Source organism: Bradyrhizobium sp. HKCCYLRH3061, from assembly GCF_051168015.1.
In the GTDB taxonomy this organism is placed as follows: Bacteria; Pseudomonadota; Alphaproteobacteria; order Rhizobiales; family Xanthobacteraceae; genus Bradyrhizobium.
This window is the reverse complement of the sequence record NZ_JBNPUE010000001.1, coordinates 95659-114675: the sequence shown is the minus strand read 5'-3', so window position 1 is coordinate 114675 and position 19017 is coordinate 95659. Positions and strand designations below refer to the sequence as shown.

19 protein-coding genes are annotated in these 19017 nt (G+C 62.0%); 15 read left to right on the top strand and 4 right to left on the bottom strand.

Annotated elements, in window-relative coordinates; all coding sequences use genetic code 11:
* Positions 1-45: 45 nt before the first annotated feature.
* The 6 genes from ACQR2C_RS00500 (at position 46) to ACQR2C_RS00475 (ending at position 5329) form a co-directional block, all read left to right on the top strand.
* Positions 46-408 carry a hypothetical protein gene (locus ACQR2C_RS00500; RefSeq protein WP_434837770.1) on the top strand — a complete coding sequence of 121 codons (363 nt, stop codon included), beginning with the start codon at positions 46-48 and terminating at the stop codon, positions 406-408.
* Complete coding sequence (locus ACQR2C_RS00495; RefSeq protein WP_434880205.1) at positions 408-1367, top strand: transglycosylase SLT domain-containing protein; 960 nt, start codon at positions 408-410, stop codon at positions 1365-1367. The genes ACQR2C_RS00500 and ACQR2C_RS00495 overlap by 1 nt, the downstream gene beginning before the upstream one ends.
* 102 nt (positions 1368-1469) lie before the next feature.
* On the top strand, positions 1470-2336 hold the full coding sequence (locus tag ACQR2C_RS00490) for a tail fiber domain-containing protein (protein ID WP_434880204.1): 867 nt from the start codon (positions 1470-1472) through the stop codon (positions 2334-2336).
* A gap of 32 nt (positions 2337-2368) precedes the next feature.
* Positions 2369-3511, top strand: coding sequence for a hypothetical protein (locus tag ACQR2C_RS00485; RefSeq protein ID WP_434880203.1), 1143 nt, complete (start codon positions 2369-2371; stop codon positions 3509-3511).
* 8 nt (positions 3512-3519) lie between these two features.
* The gene (locus tag ACQR2C_RS00480; RefSeq protein ID WP_434880202.1) at positions 3520-4041 is read left to right on the top strand and encodes a hypothetical protein; all 522 of its coding nucleotides are present in this window, start codon (positions 3520-3522) and stop codon (positions 4039-4041) included.
* Between the two features lie 253 nt (positions 4042-4294).
* Positions 4295-5329, top strand: coding sequence for a phage tail protein (locus ACQR2C_RS00475; protein WP_434880201.1), 1035 nt, complete (start codon positions 4295-4297; stop codon positions 5327-5329).
* A gap of 39 nt (positions 5330-5368) precedes the next feature.
* Here the strand turns inward: ACQR2C_RS00475 and ACQR2C_RS00470 are convergent, their stop codons facing one another.
* Positions 5369-6454: an acyltransferase family protein gene (locus tag ACQR2C_RS00470; RefSeq protein WP_434880200.1), complete on the bottom strand. Its 1086-nt coding sequence runs from the start codon at positions 6452-6454 to the stop codon at positions 5369-5371.
* Between the two features lie 136 nt (positions 6455-6590).
* Here ACQR2C_RS00470 and ACQR2C_RS00465 point away from each other — a divergent pair, with 136 nt between their 5' ends.
* The 6 genes from ACQR2C_RS00465 (at position 6591) to ACQR2C_RS00440 (ending at position 10286) form a co-directional block, all read left to right on the top strand.
* Positions 6591-7280 (top strand): hypothetical protein, encoded by a 690-nt coding sequence (locus ACQR2C_RS00465; RefSeq protein ID WP_434880199.1) that lies wholly within the window; start codon positions 6591-6593, stop codon positions 7278-7280.
* 141 nt (positions 7281-7421) lie between these two features.
* Positions 7422-7664 carry a hypothetical protein gene (locus tag ACQR2C_RS00460; protein ID WP_316216927.1) on the top strand — a complete coding sequence of 81 codons (243 nt, stop codon included), beginning with the start codon at positions 7422-7424 and terminating at the stop codon, positions 7662-7664.
* 1 nt (position 7665) lies between these two features.
* Positions 7666-8049, top strand: coding sequence for a hypothetical protein (locus tag ACQR2C_RS00455; protein ID WP_315739049.1), 384 nt, complete (start codon positions 7666-7668; stop codon positions 8047-8049).
* Positions 8046-8345, top strand: coding sequence for a hypothetical protein (locus ACQR2C_RS00450; protein ID WP_316216926.1), 300 nt, complete (start codon positions 8046-8048; stop codon positions 8343-8345). The genes ACQR2C_RS00455 and ACQR2C_RS00450 overlap by 4 nt, the downstream gene beginning before the upstream one ends.
* 4 nt (positions 8346-8349) lie before the next feature.
* Complete coding sequence (locus ACQR2C_RS00445; protein ID WP_316180036.1) at positions 8350-8811, top strand: GNAT family N-acetyltransferase; 462 nt, start codon at positions 8350-8352, stop codon at positions 8809-8811.
* 212 nt (positions 8812-9023) lie between these two features.
* Complete coding sequence (locus tag ACQR2C_RS00440; protein WP_434880198.1) at positions 9024-10286, top strand: CaiB/BaiF CoA transferase family protein; 1263 nt, start codon at positions 9024-9026, stop codon at positions 10284-10286.
* Positions 10287-10339: 53 nt separating this feature from the next.
* On the opposite strand, the gene ACQR2C_RS00435 is transcribed toward ACQR2C_RS00440, so the two are convergent.
* Positions 10340-11068 (bottom strand): CBS domain-containing protein, encoded by a 729-nt coding sequence (locus ACQR2C_RS00435; RefSeq protein ID WP_315753506.1) that lies wholly within the window; start codon positions 11066-11068, stop codon positions 10340-10342.
* A gap of 162 nt (positions 11069-11230) precedes the next feature.
* On the opposite strand from ACQR2C_RS00435, the gene ACQR2C_RS00430 reads away from it, so the two are divergent.
* Together ACQR2C_RS00430 and ACQR2C_RS00425 are read left to right on the top strand one after the other, a co-directional pair.
* Positions 11231-11593: a hypothetical protein gene (locus tag ACQR2C_RS00430; RefSeq protein WP_315803596.1), complete on the top strand. Its 363-nt coding sequence runs from the start codon at positions 11231-11233 to the stop codon at positions 11591-11593.
* A gap of 206 nt (positions 11594-11799) precedes the next feature.
* Positions 11800-13473 carry a PHA/PHB synthase family protein gene (locus tag ACQR2C_RS00425; RefSeq protein ID WP_434880468.1) on the top strand — a complete coding sequence of 558 codons (1674 nt, stop codon included), beginning with the start codon at positions 11800-11802 and terminating at the stop codon, positions 13471-13473.
* Between the two features lie 40 nt (positions 13474-13513).
* Here ACQR2C_RS00425 and ACQR2C_RS00420 read toward each other — a convergent pair whose 3' ends face one another.
* Together ACQR2C_RS00420 and ACQR2C_RS00415 are read right to left on the bottom strand one after the other, a co-directional pair.
* A complete protein-coding gene (locus ACQR2C_RS00420) occupies positions 13514-15058 on the bottom strand; it encodes an AAA family ATPase (RefSeq protein WP_316216924.1) in 1545 nt (514 codons plus the stop codon).
* A 22-nt stretch (positions 15059-15080) separates the two neighbouring features.
* Positions 15081-16070: a zinc-dependent alcohol dehydrogenase family protein gene (locus tag ACQR2C_RS00415; protein WP_434880197.1), complete on the bottom strand. Its 990-nt coding sequence runs from the start codon at positions 16068-16070 to the stop codon at positions 15081-15083.
* Positions 16071-16320: 250 nt separating this feature from the next.
* Between ACQR2C_RS00415 and ACQR2C_RS00410 the strand changes: the two genes are divergently transcribed.
* Positions 16321-19014, top strand: a complete 2694-nt coding sequence (locus tag ACQR2C_RS00410) for a bifunctional acetate--CoA ligase family protein/GNAT family N-acetyltransferase (RefSeq protein ID WP_434880196.1) — start codon at positions 16321-16323, stop codon at positions 19012-19014.
* The last annotated feature ends 3 nt before the right edge of the window (positions 19015-19017 follow it).

The following is a 19017-nucleotide window of genomic DNA, read 5'->3' as shown; positions in this document are numbered from 1 at the left end:
CTCGCTTGCGTCGACCCCGGCCAAGTCGGACTGATCTGGCCGCGGGTGGCGCAGCGGCTGCAGTGCGCCATCTCGCGCACGGGCCTGTCGGCCTTCGCTGACGTCGAGCGTGACATTCGCCAGGGCCGCGCGCTGCTGTGGCTGGCGCTGAGCAGGGACGAGGGCGAGGTCGCGATCGATGCGGTGGCGACGACCCGGATCGAACAGACCGACGCAGGGAAAATGTGCGTGATCGTCGCCTGCGAAGGCCGGCGTCGGCATCGCTGGCTGCCGCTGATCGGCGGCATCGAGGCTTATGCGAAGGCAGAAGGCTGCCGACGCGTCCGCATCTTCGGGCGCAAAGGCTGGCAGCGCGTGCTCGAGGGCTACGCGCAGACACACGTGATCATGGAAAAGGAGATCAGTTGATGCCGAGATTTGACGACAGCGAGTTCGATCCGCAGACCTATGGCAGCTGGGGCGAGGGCCTGCTCAAGGCGTTCCAGGGTTTGATGCCGTCGCAGCCGGCAGTACCACCGGAGCAAGGCAACGCCGCAGGGCCCGGCTTCGATATCAGATCTGAGGTGAATCCGCAGGCTGCGCTGATCGACCGGATGCGCGGCCTGCAGCAGGAGCAGGGCGGCTACTCAGGTCAGCAGCAGCGGCTGGGTTGGGCAAGGGGGCTAAACGCGCCATCTGGAGCCACAGGTGCGAGCGCGCCTCCGTCGTTTGACTCGACAGCGCGGAAAGGTATTGCGGGCCCGCAAGTCTCCAAGCCAGTTGCCGCGGGTGATAGCCATCTTGCGCCGTCGGCATTGACGGAAAGATTCGTCGGAGCTGAAAGCAGTGGAAACCCAAATGCTAAAAACCCGCGATCCTCTGCTACGGGACTTGGACAGTTCATTGATGGGACTTGGCTTGAGCTGATGGCTCGCTATCACCCGGAGATCAGGGGAAGCCGGGAGGAACTTCTAGCGCTCCGCAACAACCCCGACCTTTCCCGCGAGATGACGGAAGCGTACCTGCACGAGAACGGCAGACAACTTCAGAGGTGGGGACTGGCGACGACGCCCGGAAATTTGTATCTCGCGCATTTTGCCGGCGCAGGTGGTGCCAGATCTGTTCTTACGGCTGATCCTGCAACACCGTTGGATCAGTTACTCAAGCCAAGCGCGATGAAGGCGAATCCGTTCTTAGCAGGAAAGACCGCCGGCTATCTCAGAGACTGGGCCGAAAAGCGGGTAAGTGGCCGCCATGCGGGCGGTACTTCTGCTCCGCAGCCTACGAACACCAGTCCGGTCGATCAGGAATCAGAAAGATCCTCGGCGCAGCCTCCTCAAGATGGCCGCAGCGTTCGCACTCTCGTGTCGCGACCGGCTTATTGGTGAAATGGAAGTCTTCAACCATCCCGGCATTTGCTCGAGATGCGTTAGCTGCTGATCCGATCAACAGCCAGGCAATTGATTCTCAGAAAAGAAGGCTCCTCGCCAATGGGCGGACAATCATCCAGCACGCAGACCCAGCAATCCCAGACGCAGCCGTGGCAGCCGGCGCAGCCGATGTTGCAGAACATCCTGTCTCAGGTCGGCAATGGCCTGAACAATACCGGGCTGACCAGCGCCGAGACTGGCGCGCTCGATACGCTCAAGCAGAACGCGGCGCAGGGTAATCCCTATGCCGGCAGCATCGGGGCCTATGGGCAGTCGCTGCTCAATGGCGGCAACGCGCTGGCGCAGGCGCCGGCGGCCCAGGCCAATCTGCAGACGTTGCAGGGGCAGCTGACGCCTTACGCCAATGGCAGCATGATCGGCAACAATCCTGCGCTCGCGGCGCAACTGGCGCAGATCCAGAACGATGTCGGCACGTCCATCAACGGCCAGTTTGCAGCTGCCGGGCGCGACTTCAGCGGCGCCAACCAGATGGCGTATGGCCGCGGCGTGGCGGCGGCGGAAGCGCCTGTGATCGCGGCCCAGTACAACCAGGACGTCCAGAACCAGCTGAGCGCGGCCAACGCGCTGTACGGCGCCGGCAACACGACGGCCAACATGCTCGGCGGCATGCAGCAGCAATCCCTCGCCAACCAGGGGCAGGGCGTGACAGCGTCGCAGGCGGCGCTCGATGCGCAGAACTATGGCGCCAATGCCACCTTGGCGGAGGAGGCGCAGCGCCGCGGAATCCCGGTGCAGGCGCTGGGGCTCCTGGCACAGATCGGAACGCCGATCGCTCAGCTCGGTCAGCAGACCAACGGCACCATGACCGGAACACAGGAGATGTCCGGTGCCGATCAGTTTGCGAAGATCGCCGGCGGAATCGGCAGCCTGCTCCAGCCGTTCAGCGGCGCGTTTGGCAAGAAGTAGCTCGGAGCAGCATCTCGAGGGAGCGGTAGTGAATGTCAGATGAATCAGAGCACCTCCTGACGGGGGCGGCATTCGAACTGGAGAATGCCGGCTATCGGCCGATGCCGGATCCGGAGGAGCGGCCGGAGCGCGAACCGCTCGACGGCGACGTTGCATCGCTGCGCGACGCTGCCGAGCAGCGCACCGATCCACGCCCGCCGGTGATGGTCCGGGAGTATGTCGACGAAGCCGGCAACGTGGTCGATCGCGGCGAGTCGGTCACGCTCGATCGCGCGGCGCGTGATCACGCGCGCGTCCGGGCCGCTGAGGCGGGTGAGGCATCTCGCGGGACGTCGGATTCCGATCCGGGCGACCGCTTGGGTTGGCCGGCAAATGGTGAGCCCGACGGTTTCGAGCCGGATTCGGACGCTGCCGAGACCGATCCGGCGCAACATGATGCCTCGTCGCGACTTGCGCCTGACTTGGAGAAGGTGTTGCAGCATCCGCAGGTGCTGCAGGCGATCGAGGAGAAGATCGGCGAAGCCGAGCAGGCCCGCCAATCCTATCAGGAAGGTCTGGCGTCTGCCGTCCAGATTGCGCAAGCGAGCTTTCTCAGCCAGTTTCCCGAATTCGCCGGCATGCCTGCCGGGCAGGTCCCCGCCGCGCTCGAACGGATGTCGCGCGAGGATCCGGCAAGGTTTGGACGCATCCAGGCAGCCGTCGCGATGTCGGATCAGTTGCTGGCACAGCAGGCCGAGGCGCTACGCCAGCACGCCGAAGCGGCTCAACGGAGCTTCCAGTCCTTTGCGCACGACCAGGACGGCCGGCTCGAGGACATGCTGAAGAGCGAGCCGCGCGCTATACGCCAGGCCGTTGCCGCGGAGATCATGGCGTCGGCAAAGGAGAGCGGGATCTCGGCGTCGGAGCTCAACCGGCTGTTCCAGACCGAGCCGCTGATGCGCCACGCCACCTTTCAGCGGATGATGTACGACGCGGCGCGATATCGACTGATGATGCGGGCAAAGGATGCCGCGGTGACGAAGGCTGTCCCGCCCGTGGTGCGGCCGGGTGTCTCAGTCTCGTCAGGGGAGCGGGGACGGACGGATCTGCGGGCGCTCAACGCCCGCCTGACATCGTCGGGGGATCTCAAGGACGCGGTCGCTCTCTACCAGGCCCGCAGATCCGGCAGGCCGTGAGACCACCGATGGCAAACCCCGTTCTGGCTGCGCTTGCTGAGGCGCGCAGGCAGCGCGCTCCGCTGTTTGCACGCTGGTGTGAGCGGGAGCGCGAGACGTTCTGCCCGGCCTCGCCGGCGGCGGTCGCCCGCTTTGCCAGAGCACACGCCGGCATCGGTGTCGAGCCGCTCTGGGAGGCGATTCTCGACATCTCCAGAGCTCATGTCTCATTGGGACTGGCTGATCCCACGGCGGGAGCGCCGGTCGCGATCGTCATCGACGGCATCGCCAACCTCTCGCCCCCGCAATCCTGGCCAGGTCCCTGGAAGGAGCGCTTCAAGGCCTTGCCCCACGACCTGAAGCGTTTCATCGCGGACCACGAGACGAGACGCGAGAAGAGCTTGAGACGCACGCAGCACGCGCTCGCGCATACGAACAAGATGCTCGTACGGCTCCGATCGGCGGAGCGTACGATGAAGGAGGATCAGACCGGTGAAGCAGAATCGCAGCAATCCGACCATCGAAGACAGGATTCAGGAGCTTCGGGGTGAGATCGAGCGCGTCGTGCAGACTCGTGTGGACGCGATCGCAAGAGAAAGTCCCGGAGTGCCCAAAGGGGTGATCCGCAATCTGCTGATCGCCAGGGCGCCGTCCTGTGCCTGCGAGCAATATCTGACGCTACGGCGAGAGACCTAGCCATGGATGCGTGATCGATCATCGGGCACGTGCCGCGATCCCCGCATCGAACAGCCACAAACCGGCCCCTGCAGCCCGCGCGGCTGCCATTTCTATGTGAGAAGCAGAATGACACTCTATCGATGGTCGCAGACCGCATCGGCGGATGCCACGGCCGATCCAACGATCAACTGGTCCGAAGGACAGGTCCCGTCGAGCATCAACGACTCCGCTCGGGCCATGATGGCGGCGACCGCAAAATATCGCGACGACATCGCGGGCGCGATCGCAACGAGCGGCACGAGCTCCGCCTACGCCGTAACGAGCAACCAGCAATTCGATTCGCTGCCGCATCTCAACGGCCAGATCATTGCGTTCACGCCGCACGTCACCAATGGTGCGCCGGTGACGCTCAACGTCGACTCGCTGGGCCCGAAGCCGCTACGCAGTGCACCTAATGCCGATCTCCTGCCCGGGACGATCATCCAGGGGACGCCCTACGTTGCTCTGTACAATCACACGGATAGCACCTTCTACCTGCACGGATTTTACGGCAATCCGTACAATATTCCTCTCGGGGCAACGCTCGAATATTGGGCGGGAAGCAGCCCGAACAGCTCTTTTGCCTTCCCCTACGGCCAAGCGATCAGCCGCACGACTTACGCCACCCTGTTTGCGCTGATTGGCATCAGCTACGGTTCGGGTGACGGGTCAACCACCTTCAACTTGCCGGACCTCCGCGGCCGTGCGACGGCCTGCCTAGACAACATGGGCGGATCTTCGGCCAACCGGCTGGCGTCAGGAGCACTAGCTGGTGTTCGCCATAGCCTGGGTGGAGCTGGAGGAGAAGATGTGCATACTCTGACACTTTCGGAGTTGCCGACGGGCATTACGTCCGGTGGATCGAACAACATCACAGTTCAATCACAAAACGGGCTTACGGGAATTCCCGTTACGACGGCCGCGGTGAATGTCCAGGGGGGCGTCGCCGCGTTCGGCTCTGGCGGGCCCTATTCTGCTAACTCTAGCAGCGCAAGCTGGGCAGGCGTTAACTCGCTCTCAGGAGCCAACCCTATCAATGTGACCTCGAACAATACAGGCGGACTATCTCATAACCTCGTTCAACCTACTATTCTCTGCAATCGCATCATGCGGGTTATCTGATGTGATGTGTAGTGGGTGCGGCCAAGCACGGTGGCAATGCTAGTCCATGATCGCGGTGTAGCGCTGCCTAAAGCTATCTCGTGCCGACTTGACAATAGCGTCGACGGTGGTTCCTGCGACTCGGGAAATCATCGTTGGCCATTCATCAACCAGCCGGCAGAGCAGAAGGGAAGCGCCGAAAACGCAGACGATGGTCAGGGTAACGGAAGCCAGGATAGCAACGGTGGGCGGGAGCTTGATGACGAGCCAGCTCGTCATACTGCAGATGATCGGGAGATGGATCAGGTAAAGTGTGAACGAAATGCGGCCCAACGTCCGGCCTATCGCGCCGCCGATCAAGCGCTGCACAAACGGCCAAGTTAGAACCACGGCTACGATCAAGACTGCTGAAAGCATCTGCCATTTCATCATATCTATGTGAGGAAAATTCAAGCGATTCAGCACTCGTTCAGTCGCAATGAAAAAGAGCAGCCCAGCTATAAGTGATGCCACACGTACTACAGTCGACTTCATCAGTCGGCAAAGTTCGGAGTGAAAGTCGAAAAATAGCGCCCCCACCGAGAAAAGCATCAAGTAGTCCGACCAGAACCAGATGGCCATGGCGATGTAAAAGATGGCCCGCCACATTCTCGTTGCCGAGAAAGAGCCGATAACGAATACGAAGAGGCTGCCAATCAACTCCGGACGCATCGTCCAAAGATTCGAGTTGTAAGCGGACGTGCCGGTGATGAATGCGCCGTAAACAGCCTCCCATACCATGGTGCTGAACGACGGCTCGAACTGGTACCAAAGTGCGAGCCATTGCGATCCCGTGACCGCAGCGGCTTGAGCATTTCGATAGGCGCCGACTGCTGGAAGTCCCCAGGCAAACGCTGATGTAAGGAGCATGGGGCCAGCCAAGCGAACATAGCGTCGCAAAACGTGCGCCGGTAGGCTCATTTTTGAGCGGTCAATCATATCGGCCAGTACGTATCCGCTCAGGACGAAGAAAATACAGACAGCCGCGCGACCGTTGAAGATCCAGAAGGCGTCGAAAAGAGAGAGAAGCAGGTGGCCAATGAAGACAACCACGGCTGCCACCCCGCGTAGACCGTCGAGATACGGCTTGCGATCTGGAATGACCAAGGTGGCTCCTACGCGTTTCTAAGGTGGCGACTTGCCCGGCGCTGAGGCATGTGAGTGACACAATCACGCAACCCCATGTGTAGCAAGACGGAAGCCGCTATCCTTAGCGGCGTTTTTCATGAAGGGACGCTCCCTGATGGACCTGAAGCCTATACTCAATACCAATGCCCGCCGGTGGGATAGGAGCAAGCCAACCCGCTCATTCGACGCCACAGCCCGCCGCCTTGTTGCCGCCCGGAGACGCTACCAGGTGGTCGAGGCCGTGACCGGTGTCCCCTGGCCGATCATCGCCGTCATCCACGAGCGCGAATCGTCACAGAGCTGGTCCCGGTCGCTGGCGCAGGGGGATCCCTGGGACCGGGTGTCGGTCCATGTGCCTGCGGGACGAGGACCGTTCGCCTCGTGGGAGGACGCTGCGGTTGACGCGCTCGTCAATTGCGCGCCGCATGCGGCGCGGTGGCAGGACTGGTCGATTGGCGGCGCCTTGACGCTTCTCGAGCAGTATAATGGGCTCGGTTATGCACGCCGGGGCGTGCCGTCACCCTATGTCTGGGCCGGAACCGATCAATATCGTGCCGGCAAGTATGTCCGCGACGGCGTCTACGATCCCCAGGCCGTCGACCGGCAGCCGGGTTGCGCCGGGATGCTCAAGGCCATGATGGAGATCGATGCGACCATCAGCTTCCCGCCCGGTCTTGTGGGGGCGGAACGGCCACCCGACAAGGGGCCTCCGACGTCGGCTTCCGCATCAATCAGACATCCGGCAAAGGGCTCCATTGGGGCCCTTTTTGCTGCTCTGGTGAAACGCATTCTCGGCGATCGCTGACCGGCGCAATCCTCGTGCTCCCCGTCGGTGTACCGACGGACGGGCGGGCCTCGGACAAAATTCAACTATTGCAGGGCGCCGAGCGCGGCTCGCGCAGGGCCGGCGGCGTCGTCTCCGCATTTTTTTCGGAAAGGATTCATCATGTGGACGAAAGTCAAGGCCGCGTGTCGTCATTCGCTGACGATCGCCTGGGGTTACGCGCTGGCGGTCATCGGGTTTCTGCTGTCGATCGCCGACAACGTCAGTGACGCGCTCGGAGACCCGAGCCTGAAAGATCAGATCAGTGCCGCCATCGGCGATACCCGTGCCGTCGGCCGGATTTTTCTCGCGATCTCGCTGATCACGATTCTGGCACGGCTGCGCTCGCTCAAGAGGGCGTCGTGACATGTGGATGAGCATTCTGGGATTCCTGGGCGGGCCGGTGATCAAGGGGCTGATCGATGCCTACCAGGCGAAGCTGAGGGCAGGCAACGCGGATGCCAAGATCGCGGCAGACCTGGCGGCGACGGAGATCGCCGCGCAGGTCTCCGAAAGCGACGCGCAGCTCCGGCTGCGTGCGGCCGAAATCGGCTGCTGGTACGAGCCGGACAAGCTCATCGGCTACTGCGTCTCGATCTACTTTGCCAAGCTGCTGGTGTGGGACAAGGTGCTCGGGCTCGGCTCGACGGATCCGCTCGCGGGCTTCGCGTCGACGACCGCGAATCTCGTCATCTCCTTCTATTTTGCCAAGCGCGGCTTCGAAAATGTAGCGAGGATCATCAGACGATGAACATCACCCATGACGAAATCACGGCCGTCGTCGCCGAGACCCTGGCCAAGCAGAGTCAGCTTCAGCGCGACGAGATCGATGCCGTCGTGATGAGGGCGATCGCGACCATTCTCACCTCGTTCGGCATCGAGGAGGAGGATCGGAAGGAGCTGAGAGCCGATTTCCAGCACCTGCGGCGCTGGCGCAAGAGCGTGGAGCAGGCTCAGAGCTACACGTTCAAGGCCGTCATCACGGTCATCGCGACAGGTCTGATCGGTGCGATCTGGCTCGGCATCAAAGTCGTGCTCGGAAGGTAATGCCGTGCCAGCCAGGACCTTACGGCGAGACCGCCGCTTCCGCATCAGGGAGGTCGACGCTTGCGAGCCTGACGTTCTCGACACCTTGAAGGAGCTCCATGCGCGCACATTCCTCGATTGCGCGCCTCTGCCTGATTTCGAGAGCGGACAATGGTGGATATCGACCGAGCTCGGACGGCCCGTTGCCTTCGCCGGAATGACGCCGTCATCCCTCGGCAAAGGCATCGCCTACCTTTCGAGGGTTGGTGTTCTCCAAGAGCGGTGTGGTTACGGCCTGCAGCGGCGGCTGATGCGTGCGATCGAGCTGCGCGCGCGCCGCTCGGGACTGGATTGCATCGTTTCGGACACGACCTGCAACATCGTTTCCGCGAACAATTTCATTCGGTGCGGATATGTGTTGTTCCAACCGGGCCGGCCCTGGGCCTGGGGGAACTCGCTTTATTGGCGCAAGATGATCCGGCGGTGAGCTGTCGACCGACGACTTATGCAGATTGCATTGCGCTGCTGCAGATTGCATTGCGCTGCAGCAGAACTAGGCTGGCTCGACAGCTCCGACCCAGGCTTTTTTTGCGGCCGCCGTTGAGCTAACCATGCGTTGTCGGACGTTGGAGGCAAGCCGCGCCCGGCAGTGAATGGAAGATCGCTTCAGACGATCAAAGCCGCGGGAAGGACTCTGGGATGCCGGCCGAGGTCACCCTGCCAGAGCGTGCGCCACGGTCGCCTGACGCGCCGACCGCGCTGGCTGGTCTGCTGGTGATCGACTTCACACGTGTCGTCGCAGGGCCCGCGTGCACACAGACGCTGGCCGATTTCGGCGCCGAGGTCATCAAGATCGAGCAGCCGCTCACGGGGGACGATACCCGGGCATACGAGCACGCCGAGCTCGGCGGAGAGAGCGCTGCGTTCCTCAGCCTCAATCGGAACAAGCGCGGCATGGTGTTGGATCTCACGATCCCGCAGGCCAGAGACGTCGCGCGTGCGCTGATCGCCAAGGCCGACATCGTCGTGGAGAATTTCTCGTCGTCCGTCATGGAGAAGTTCGGGCTGGACTATCAGGCATTGTCCAGCACCAATCCCGGGCTGATCTATTGCTCGATCTCGGCTTACGGACGCTCCGGTCCATTCGCGTGGCGATCAGGGTTCGATCCGATCACCCAGGCCGAAAGCGGGTTCATGTCCCTCAACGGTTTCGCCGACGGTCCGCCGGTGCGGACCGGTCCTCCGATCGTTGATCTGGCCACCGGCATGTCCGCCTGCAATGCCATCCTGTTGGCACTTGCCGCCCGGCAGCGGCTCGGTCGCGGGCAGCACGTCGAGGTGGCGCTGTTTGACATCGCGTTGGCGATGACAGGCTTCTCCGGAATGGCGTATTTGATGAATGGCGTGAACCCCACGCGAACGGGAAATTCGCCGAACGACTCTCCGACGGTCGGCGTCTTTGAAGCGTCAGATGGCCCGCTCTACATCGCATGTGCCAACGATCGGCTCTACCGCCGGCTGTCGACTGAGGTGCTTGGTCGTCCGGATCTCCTGAGCGATCCTCGCTTTGCCACGCGAAGGGCGCGATGGGTCAACCGTACGCAACTGCGCGGCCTCATCGCCGATATCCTTGCCACGGAACGGATGGATGTCTGGATATCCCGGATGAACCAGGCTGGAGTTCCGGTTGGACGCGTTCGAACAGTCGAGCAGGCGTTCAACGCGGCCGAGGTCCGGATGCGCGACCGCACCTGTCGTATTCCGCACCCGACAGCAGGCTCGATACCCAACGTCGAGCCTGCAATCACCATGAAGCTCACACCAACCGTCGAGCCGACGGCGGCGCCGCGGCTCGGTGAGCATACGGCCGCAATCCTGCGCCACAGGCTTGGGTACACCGAGCAGGAGATCGAAGCCCTGCGTCGGGTAGGGACGTTCGGACGCAACAATCCGGGAGCCTGAGGGCATCGTCACTGGTGCCGGACACGGAGGAGCGGCAGCGTCCTCAGCAGCCATCAGCCGGCTTTGGCCATCTCATCGTCTTCCGGTGAGTTCAGGTACATGCCCGACATGGTGTCGACCCAGCACAGATGATCATGCACCTTCTTGACGCCAGAGATGTTCTCGGTGGCAACGATTGCCGCCTGCCGCGATCGCTCTTCGGTAATGACGCCGCTCAGGTGAACGATGCCGTCCTTAACGATGACGGACAATCCGAACGGGCACCAGTCGTTCTTCTCGAGGGCGTCGATCACGCGGTTGCGGATGTGATCGTCGTCGGCCGTTGGATCCGGAACCTGCCGCCCGAGCGCGGCGACCGCTTGCAGCAGGTTCGCCCGTGACACGATGCCGATCACTCGGTCTCCCTTGACCACGGGCAACCGTTTCACGTGGTTCTTTTCCATCAGTTCCACGATCTCAGCCAGCGCGGCGTCCTCGGTGATCGTCAAGGGAGACTTGGTCATCACCTCTGACACTTTGCGACCATGCTCGTGGACGAAGTCGGCCGCCGACTTTCCGGGCCCGAGAATGAATCGCAGCCAGCGGCCGCGCTTTCGCCCGGTGCCGATCTCCGTTCGGCGGATGAAATCGCCTTCCGAGACGACGCCCACCAGCTTTCCGCCGGGATCGACCACTGGAAGGCCGCTGACGTGCCGTTGAAGCATGATATTTGCCGCATCCACGATGGAAGTGTCAGGGGTGACGGTGATGACGGGGCGGGTCATGATCTGATGGGCGCGCATGGCGAACTCCAATGTCAAAAGCTAAGAAAAAGTAACCCGCTGCCACGGTCTTGAATTGACGCAGGTCAAAGCAGGTGCCGCCGCCGTCATTGACGCAGCTCAAGGTCTTGGCTTTGAATTGCAGCTATACGGCCTTCTGATCCAGCGAGAGGAGAGGTGCCCATGTCCGAGTTCTCCGGGACCAAGATCCTGGCCGACGAAACGGCCGAACTGTCCGAACGTGTCGCTCTCTCCAACAAGCACGCACTTGAGCTGCTCGTTGGTTCCCAGCAGATCATCATGGAGGAGATTCTGTTTGCCAGCAACGAAGTGCTGGATCGCGCGCGTACGGAGACGCATCTGCTGGCCGAGTTCGTGTCGAAGCTGGCCGGCGTGCATTCCGTGACGGGAATCCAGGCGATGGTTCAGGAATGTGGACGGCATCAGATTGATTTCGTCAGGCGTGATTGCGATCGACTTTTCAAGCACGGGCAGCGCCTGATTGATGCCAGCGTGAATCTTATGGGGCAACGGTGGCGAAACTGAAGAGTGCGGGTGTGTCGCGTCCCGAACGGGAACGCGAAGGAACGACCGACAACGACCGAAGCAGTGCCGTTGTCTCTGCAGGGACCTCTTTGAAGCCGGCTGCTGCGCTCGCCGCATCCGACGCAAAGTTGCTCTCCCGCGAAGCCGACGCGAGCTCCGGCGAGCTTCGACGCGAGGATCACGAGCTGGACAAGGCCTTCAGCGCGATGCTGGCTCGGCTCACCGGCGGAATTTCCCCGGCCGCTCTATCAATGGCGTATCTGGATTGGGCTTGTCATCTGGCCGCTGCACCTCAGCGCCAGATCGAAATCGTTCGAGATGCCTGGTACGGCGCAAAGCAGGTCGCTGAACGGTCCCTGCATTTTGCAGACCCGAATCGTGGTCCTTGGGACCTGATCAAACCGCAGGCGAACGATCATCGCTTTTCCACGCCGCAATGGGCGACGTACCCGTTCAACTTGTTCGCCCAGGCGTTCCTGCTCGGGGAAGATTGGTGGCACAAGGCGACGACCGGCATTCGTGGCGTCGACCCCGCCAACGAAGCCGTCGTCGACTTTTCAATTCGTCAACTGCTCGACATCTTCGCACCATCGAACTTTGCCGCGACCAACCCGGAAGTCTTGGAAAAGACGTTTCAAAGCGGTGGAGAGAACCTGATCTTCGGCTGGCAGAACTGGCTCGCCGATATCATGCAGGTAATGCAGCCCGGAAAGATATCGAGCAATGGTGAGTTCGTCGCCGGCAAGACCGTCGCGACCGCACCGGGCAAGGTTGTGCTTCGCAATCAGTTGATTGAGCTGATTCAATACCTGCCGACGACCGAGAAGGTGCGACCAGAGCCGGTCCTGATCGTACCGGCTTGGATCATGAAATATTACATCCTGGATCTATCGCCGCACAATTCGCTGGTCCGATACCTGACCGACCAAGGCTTTACGGTTTTCATGATCTCCTGGCGAAACCCCGGCGCGGAAGACCGGGATCTTGCGTTTGACGACTACCGCTCGCTGGGCGTCATGGCGGCCCTGGAGATGATCGGAACGATCATTCCGAATACGCCGGTTCATGCCGCAGGCTATTGTCTCGGCGGAACGCTTCTTTCGATCACGGCGGCGGCCATGGCACGGGACGGTGACCAGCGTCTGAAGACGATCACGCTGTTTGCGGCGCAGACCGATTTCACCGAAGCGGGAGAGCTGACGCTCTTCATCAATGAAAGCCAGGTCGCCTTTCTCGAAGACATGATGTGGGAGCGTGGATATCTCGACACCACGCAGATGGCGGGCGCATTTCAATTGCTGCGCTCCAACGATCTGATCTGGTCGCGTGTCTCGCGCGACTATCTTCTCGGTGAGCGCGCGAATCCGAGCGACTTGATGGCATGGAACGCAGATGCGACGCGGCTGCCGTATCGGATGCACTCCGAGTATCTGCGCAAGCTGTTCCTGAACAACGATCTCGCCGAGGGGCGATATCGGGTCGAGGGGAAACCCGTTTCGCTCTCGGACATCCACACGCCGATGTTCGTGGTCGGGACCCTGCGTGATCACGTTGCGCCCTGGAAGTCGACTTACAAGGTCCACTACGAGGTTGACGCCGACGTCACTTTCGTGCTCGCGAGCGGCGGCCACAATGCCGGCATCGTGGCGCCGCCGGGCGAGCAGGGGCGCTCCCATCAGATGCGGACCAAGGCAGCCGACGCGCCATATCTCGGGCCGGACGAGTGGCAGAGCACCTCGCCAAAACTGGAGGGGTCATGGTGGCCGGCGTGGACGGCGTGGCTTGGACAGCAGTCGGGTGCACCGGGCGCGCCGCCGCAACTCGGGGCAGATCGTTCAAATGATCTCGGAGACGCGCCGGGCGACTACGTGCACACGTAGTCGCCGCTTGTGGCGGTCAGGCAGCGTTATTCCACCGGACTCAGGTGCCGATCCGGAGCAATGATCGGCTTCGTTCCAGTGTCGTCTCGGCCGTGCCCGACGCATCCACCCGGAGCCAATCCAGGGCGCCGATGTCGTAGCGTTCCTGATCTTCGGCAATTCCAACCGTTGCATCGGACGCATCGTCGACTCGATGGTGGATCCGCTCCTGCCGGCTGCGCAAATCTGCGACGAGGAAGAGGCCGGCAAAGGGCACCTTCAGCCGGTTCGCGAGATCATGGATCGCCTGTCGTTCATCCGAACGTGCAAACACGGCGTCGACGATCACCGTGAAGCCTTGTGAGAGCACGCGGCCGGCCTGCGTCGTCAACTCTCGATAGACCTGTGCACTCGATGCCGGCGTATAGGCCGCAGCTGGGAGGCGTTCGGTTTCCTTCACGCCGGATAGTTGCTTGCGCAGCACGTCGCTGCGCAACACGATTGCTCCCGGTGGAGGAGCCAAGAGGGGAGCCAGAGCCCGGGCGAGCGCAGATTTTCCCGTTCCCGATAATCCGCCGACGGCGACCACCCTCGGCTCCGCCGGCCGAATGAGGCTGCGCGCAAGTTGGAAGTAGCTCTCTGCGATCCCGATGGTCGCAGAGCGGTCTGCCTCCGAGTGTTCGGCATCACTGCGGTCGAGCCTTGCAAGAAAGACTTGCGCACGGATAGCGGCCCGGATCGCCATGAACAGAGGCAGAGCAGCCAATCCACCGGTCTGGTCGGGCGCAGCGATCGAGAGGTAGCGATTCAAGAGATGGTTGGCGGCGATCGACTGCCCGAAGTGCAAGAGGTCCATCAATGGAAACGCGAGATCGTAGAGGACGTCGATCGTGGCTATCCGGTCGTCGAACTCGATGGCGTCAAACAGCACCGGCTTGTCGTCGATGAGAACGATATTTGCGAGATGGAGGTCGCCGTGGCAGCGCTTCACGTGCCCCTCTTTTGCGCGTTGCTCGAGCAGGGGACAGAGCCGTGTGAAGGCCGAGTGGCAAAGAGCGCGGAGTTCTTCGATCTGCGTAGCGTCAAATAGTGGGACGTTTCGAAAGCTGGCGACGAACGCGTCGATCCAGACTGGAAGCGACTGCGTCCACGCGTTGGACGGCATCCGGGTGGCCACGGCATGCGACGCCGCAATCGTCTCCGCCAGACGTTCGCCCAAGCCGATCTCCAATTGCTGGTGGCGAGCGAGGTGATCGAGTGTCCGGCTGTCATCGAAGCGACGCATCTCGACGGCATATTCGACCGGAGTGCCGGATCCATCGACTTCGAATGATCCGTCTGGCGCCTTGGTGATGGCGACGACACGCCGATAGATGTCTGGAGCAAACGGGTGATTCATCTCCATTTCCTTCGCGCACGCTGCCTTGCGCCGATCGAGCGTCGAATAGTCCAGAAATGGCAGCCGAACGGCGCGCTTGATCTTCAGAGCGCGGTCGCCGATCAGAAACACTGAAGCCGCGTGCGTGTCGATCCGGCGGACACCTGGATGTCGGGTGGTATTGCCCAAGAAGGAGAAGACCAGTTCCTGATCGGATGGTGATGCCATGGGCGGGGTTACCACATTCACTTCAAAAGTCCGGGATAAGCACCGCCGCGCCGACGACGTCACCCCGCCTCAGGCGGGCCAGAACGTCATTTGCGTCGGACAGCGGATAGGGCGTCGTATGGGTCCGTATCTGAGCCTGCTGCGCGACCTGCAGGAAATCGAGACCGTCCTGTCGCGTCAGGTTGGCGACGGACACCACTTGGCGTTCTCCCCAGAGAAGGGAATAGGGAAACGTCGGAATGTCGCTCATATGGATACCTGCGCAGACCACCCGGCCACCCTTCCGAACAGCCCGCAGAGCGGCCGGAACAAGCTCGCCAGCTGGCGCGTAGATGATGGCCGCGTCCAGAGCAACATCGGGACGCTGGCCCGCCGCTCCGGCCCATGTGGCGCCAAGTTGGCGAGCCAGATCCTGCGCAGCCTCGTCGTGCTCGCGGGTGAACGCATAGATCTGACGCCCCTGCCAGCGGGCCACCTGGGCAACGATGTGACCCGCCGCGCCGAATCCGTAGATGCCAAGCCTCTCGGCTTCCCCTGCCATGACCAGGGATCGCCAGCCGATCAGGCCGGCGCACAACAGTGGTGCGGTGGCGATGTCATCCTCCAGACCATCGAGCGGGAATGCATAATTTGCGTCGACGACGGTGTGGGTCGCATAGCCGCCATCGCGCGTATAGCCGGTAAACGTCGGCTGGTCGCAGAGATTTTCCATACCACGTGCGCAGAACGCGCAATGGCCGCATGTATGCCCCAGCCATGGAATTCCGACGCGTTCGCCGAGCCTGTGCGTCGTCACACCAGGACCAATCTGATCGACATGACCGACGATCTCGTGTCCGGGGATGAGCGGATACCGGATGTCGGGAAGCTCACCGTCGTACACATGCAGGTCAGTGCGACACACGCCGCATGCCCCGATCTTGACGCGGATCTCACCGGGACCAGGATCGGGGTCCGCGAGTGTCTCGGGCTGCAGAGGCGCTCCAGGCTTTCGCAGAACCATCGCTCGCATCGGAGAGCCTCCCGGACGAATTTGAAGGGTAATAAGATAATCAGCCCGGCAATCGTTTGATGCTCATCAAGGACTTGGTCCGAATACTGCGGCCTACCGAGCAGAACCGGCAGGTGCAGTCAGGGAACGCAGCGGGGTTGCATCCGTCACCATGCTGGGATGATAAGTCGCGCTAGACCGGCTGCGGATTGAAACTAAGATCAGTCTCCGGGATTCACCCGCCTTTCACCGACTGATGTTGGACGTGCAAATGTCGACCTACCGAATGCGGAACCTGCTTTTGCCACGCTCCATCGCTCTGATCGGAGGAAGTCCGCGACCGAACTCGGTAGGGAAGGCCATTCTCGACAATATCGTCAAGGCGCGGTTCGAGGGCAAGCTTGGCCTTGTCAATTCTCGCTATCGGGAAATATCCAATATCGCAGCCGTTGGCAGCCTCGCCGAACTGGCGTTCGTGCCGGAACTGGTTGTGATCACGACGCCGCCCCCCTCGATCCCGGATCTCATTGAGCGCGCAGGGGCGTTGGGAACGGCAGGGGCTCTGATCATTACCTCGGGTCTCGGGCACGGTGAGGGGTCGCTCGCCGATCAGGCCGAGAAGGCGGCGCAGAAATACGGCATGCGTCTCATCGGGCCGAACTGTCTCGGCATCATGATGCCGACCATCAAGCTCAATGCGAGCTTTTCGGCGCACATGCCGGTTGCAGGGAGCCTGGCGCTCATCTCCCAGTCCGGCGCTATTGCGGCGGGGATGGTAGATTGGGCTGCTCAGCGCGGTGTTGGGTTTTCTGGAATCGTCTCGATCGGCGATCAGTTGGACGTCGACCTCGCAGATCTTCTGGACCACTTCGCGTTGGACGGTGGGACCCGCGCGATCCTGCTCTACATCGAAGCCGTCAAGGACGCGCGAAAGTTCATGTCCGCGGCGCGAGCGGCGGCGAGGGTCAAGCCGGTTGTGGTCGTGAAGTCGGGCCGCGGTGCCGTCGGTGCGCAAGCTGCGGCGACGCATACGGGCGCGCTGGCGGGAGCGGATGCCGTCTACGATGCGGCTTTTCGCCGGGCCGGCGTTCTGCGGGTCTCCGATCTGCGCGAGTTGTTCGACTGCGCCGAAACGCTGGGGCGGGTGGAGTCGCCCATGGGCAAGAGGCTAGCCATTCTCACGAATGGCGGCGGGATCGGCGTGCTGGCGGTGGATCGACTGGTCGAGCTCGGAGGCGTGCCTGCCGCACTTTCGCCGGTCGTCCACGACAAACTTGACGCCATCCTGCCGCCGACCTGGTCCGGATCCAACCCGGTCGACATCGTCGGCGATGCCGATGCCGCACGTTACACGCTCGCGCTCGAAGCGCTGCTCGCCGATCAAGCCAACGATGCAATTCTCGTCATGAACGTTCAGACCGCGATTGCATCCGCGAGCGCCATTGCCACGGCTGTCACCGAGTTCGTCAGTACCTATCGAAAGCAGCACCGGCGCTGGGCAAAGCCGGTTCTGGCGGCATGGGTCGGTGCGGAGCAGCCGGTCATCGAGACCTTGAGCGGGGCAGGAATTCCAAACTACCCGACCGAGGATGATGCCGTTCGCGGCTTCATGCATCTCGTTCGTCATCGGGAGGTGGTCGAATCGCTCGCCGCTGTCCCGCCGGCCATGCCGAGCTCTTTTGCGCCCGACGTCGAGGCCGCCCGCAGAATCGTAGCGACAGCCCTCGCCGACGGGCGGGCCTGGCTCGATCCGGTCGAGATCAGCCACCTGCTGGAGGCCTACGATATTGCGATGGTGCCGACGTTCGCTGCGTCCGCGGTCGACGAGGCGGTCGGGTATGCGGAACAGTTGTTCGCTCAAGGCACAACTGTCGTTCTCAAGATTCTGTCGAGAGATATCATTCACAAATCCGACGTCGGCGGTGTCGTGCTCAATCTCACCACGGCCGAGGCCGTGCGTAACGCGGCGAACGAGATCATGGCCCGCGCGAAGGCCCTTCGGCCCGACGCACGGATTTCCGGCGTGATCGTGCAAGCCATGATCGTCCGCGCCAAGGCGCGGGAGCTGATCATGGGCATTGCCGACGATCCGATCTTCGGAACCGTGATCGTGTTCGGCAGGGGCGGTACCGCCGTCGAGATCATCAACGACAAGGCGCTCGGTCTGCCTCCGCTCGATCTCCATCTGGCGCGAAACCTCATCGAGCGGACGCGCGTCTCACGATTGCTGCGCGCTTATCGTGATGTCCCCGCGGTCAAGCCCGATGCAGTCGCACTGGTGCTGGTCAAGCTTGCGCAGCTTGCAGCAGACGTTCCCGAGATTCGCGAACTCGATATCAATCCGCTGCTCGCCGACGAGAGCGGCGTCATGGCCGTCGATGCGCGCGTCGCCGTCGGCAGGGTTCCGCCGAAATTCAAAGGCTCTGGTCCGTCGAATTTCGCCGTTCGGCCCTATCCGAGCCAATGGGAACGGCATCTCCAGGTCAAGGACGGCTGGCGGATCCTTGCGCGGCCGATCCGACCCGAGGATGAGCCAACCATTCATGAGTTCCTCAAGCATGTCACTCCGGAAGACCTGCGTCTTCGATTCTTTGCCCCCATGAAGGAGTTCACGCACGAGTTCATCGCGCGCCTGACGCAGCTCGACTATGCGCGCGCGATGGCTTTTGTGGCGCTCGATGAAGCGACAAACGAACTGGTCGGCGTCGTGAGGATTCACTCCGACTCGGTTTACGAGAGCGGGGAGTACGCAATCCTGTTGCGGTCGGATCTCAAGGGACGCGGACTCGGCTGGGCATTGATGCAGCTGATCATCGAATATGCCAAGTCGGAGGGCCTGAAGATGATCTCCGGTGACGTCCTGCAGGAGAATGTCGTCATGCTGGAGATGTGTAGGAACCTCGGTTTCGAGGTCAGAACCGATCCAACCGAGCGCGACCTTTGCAATGTCAAACTCAGGCTCTAAGCT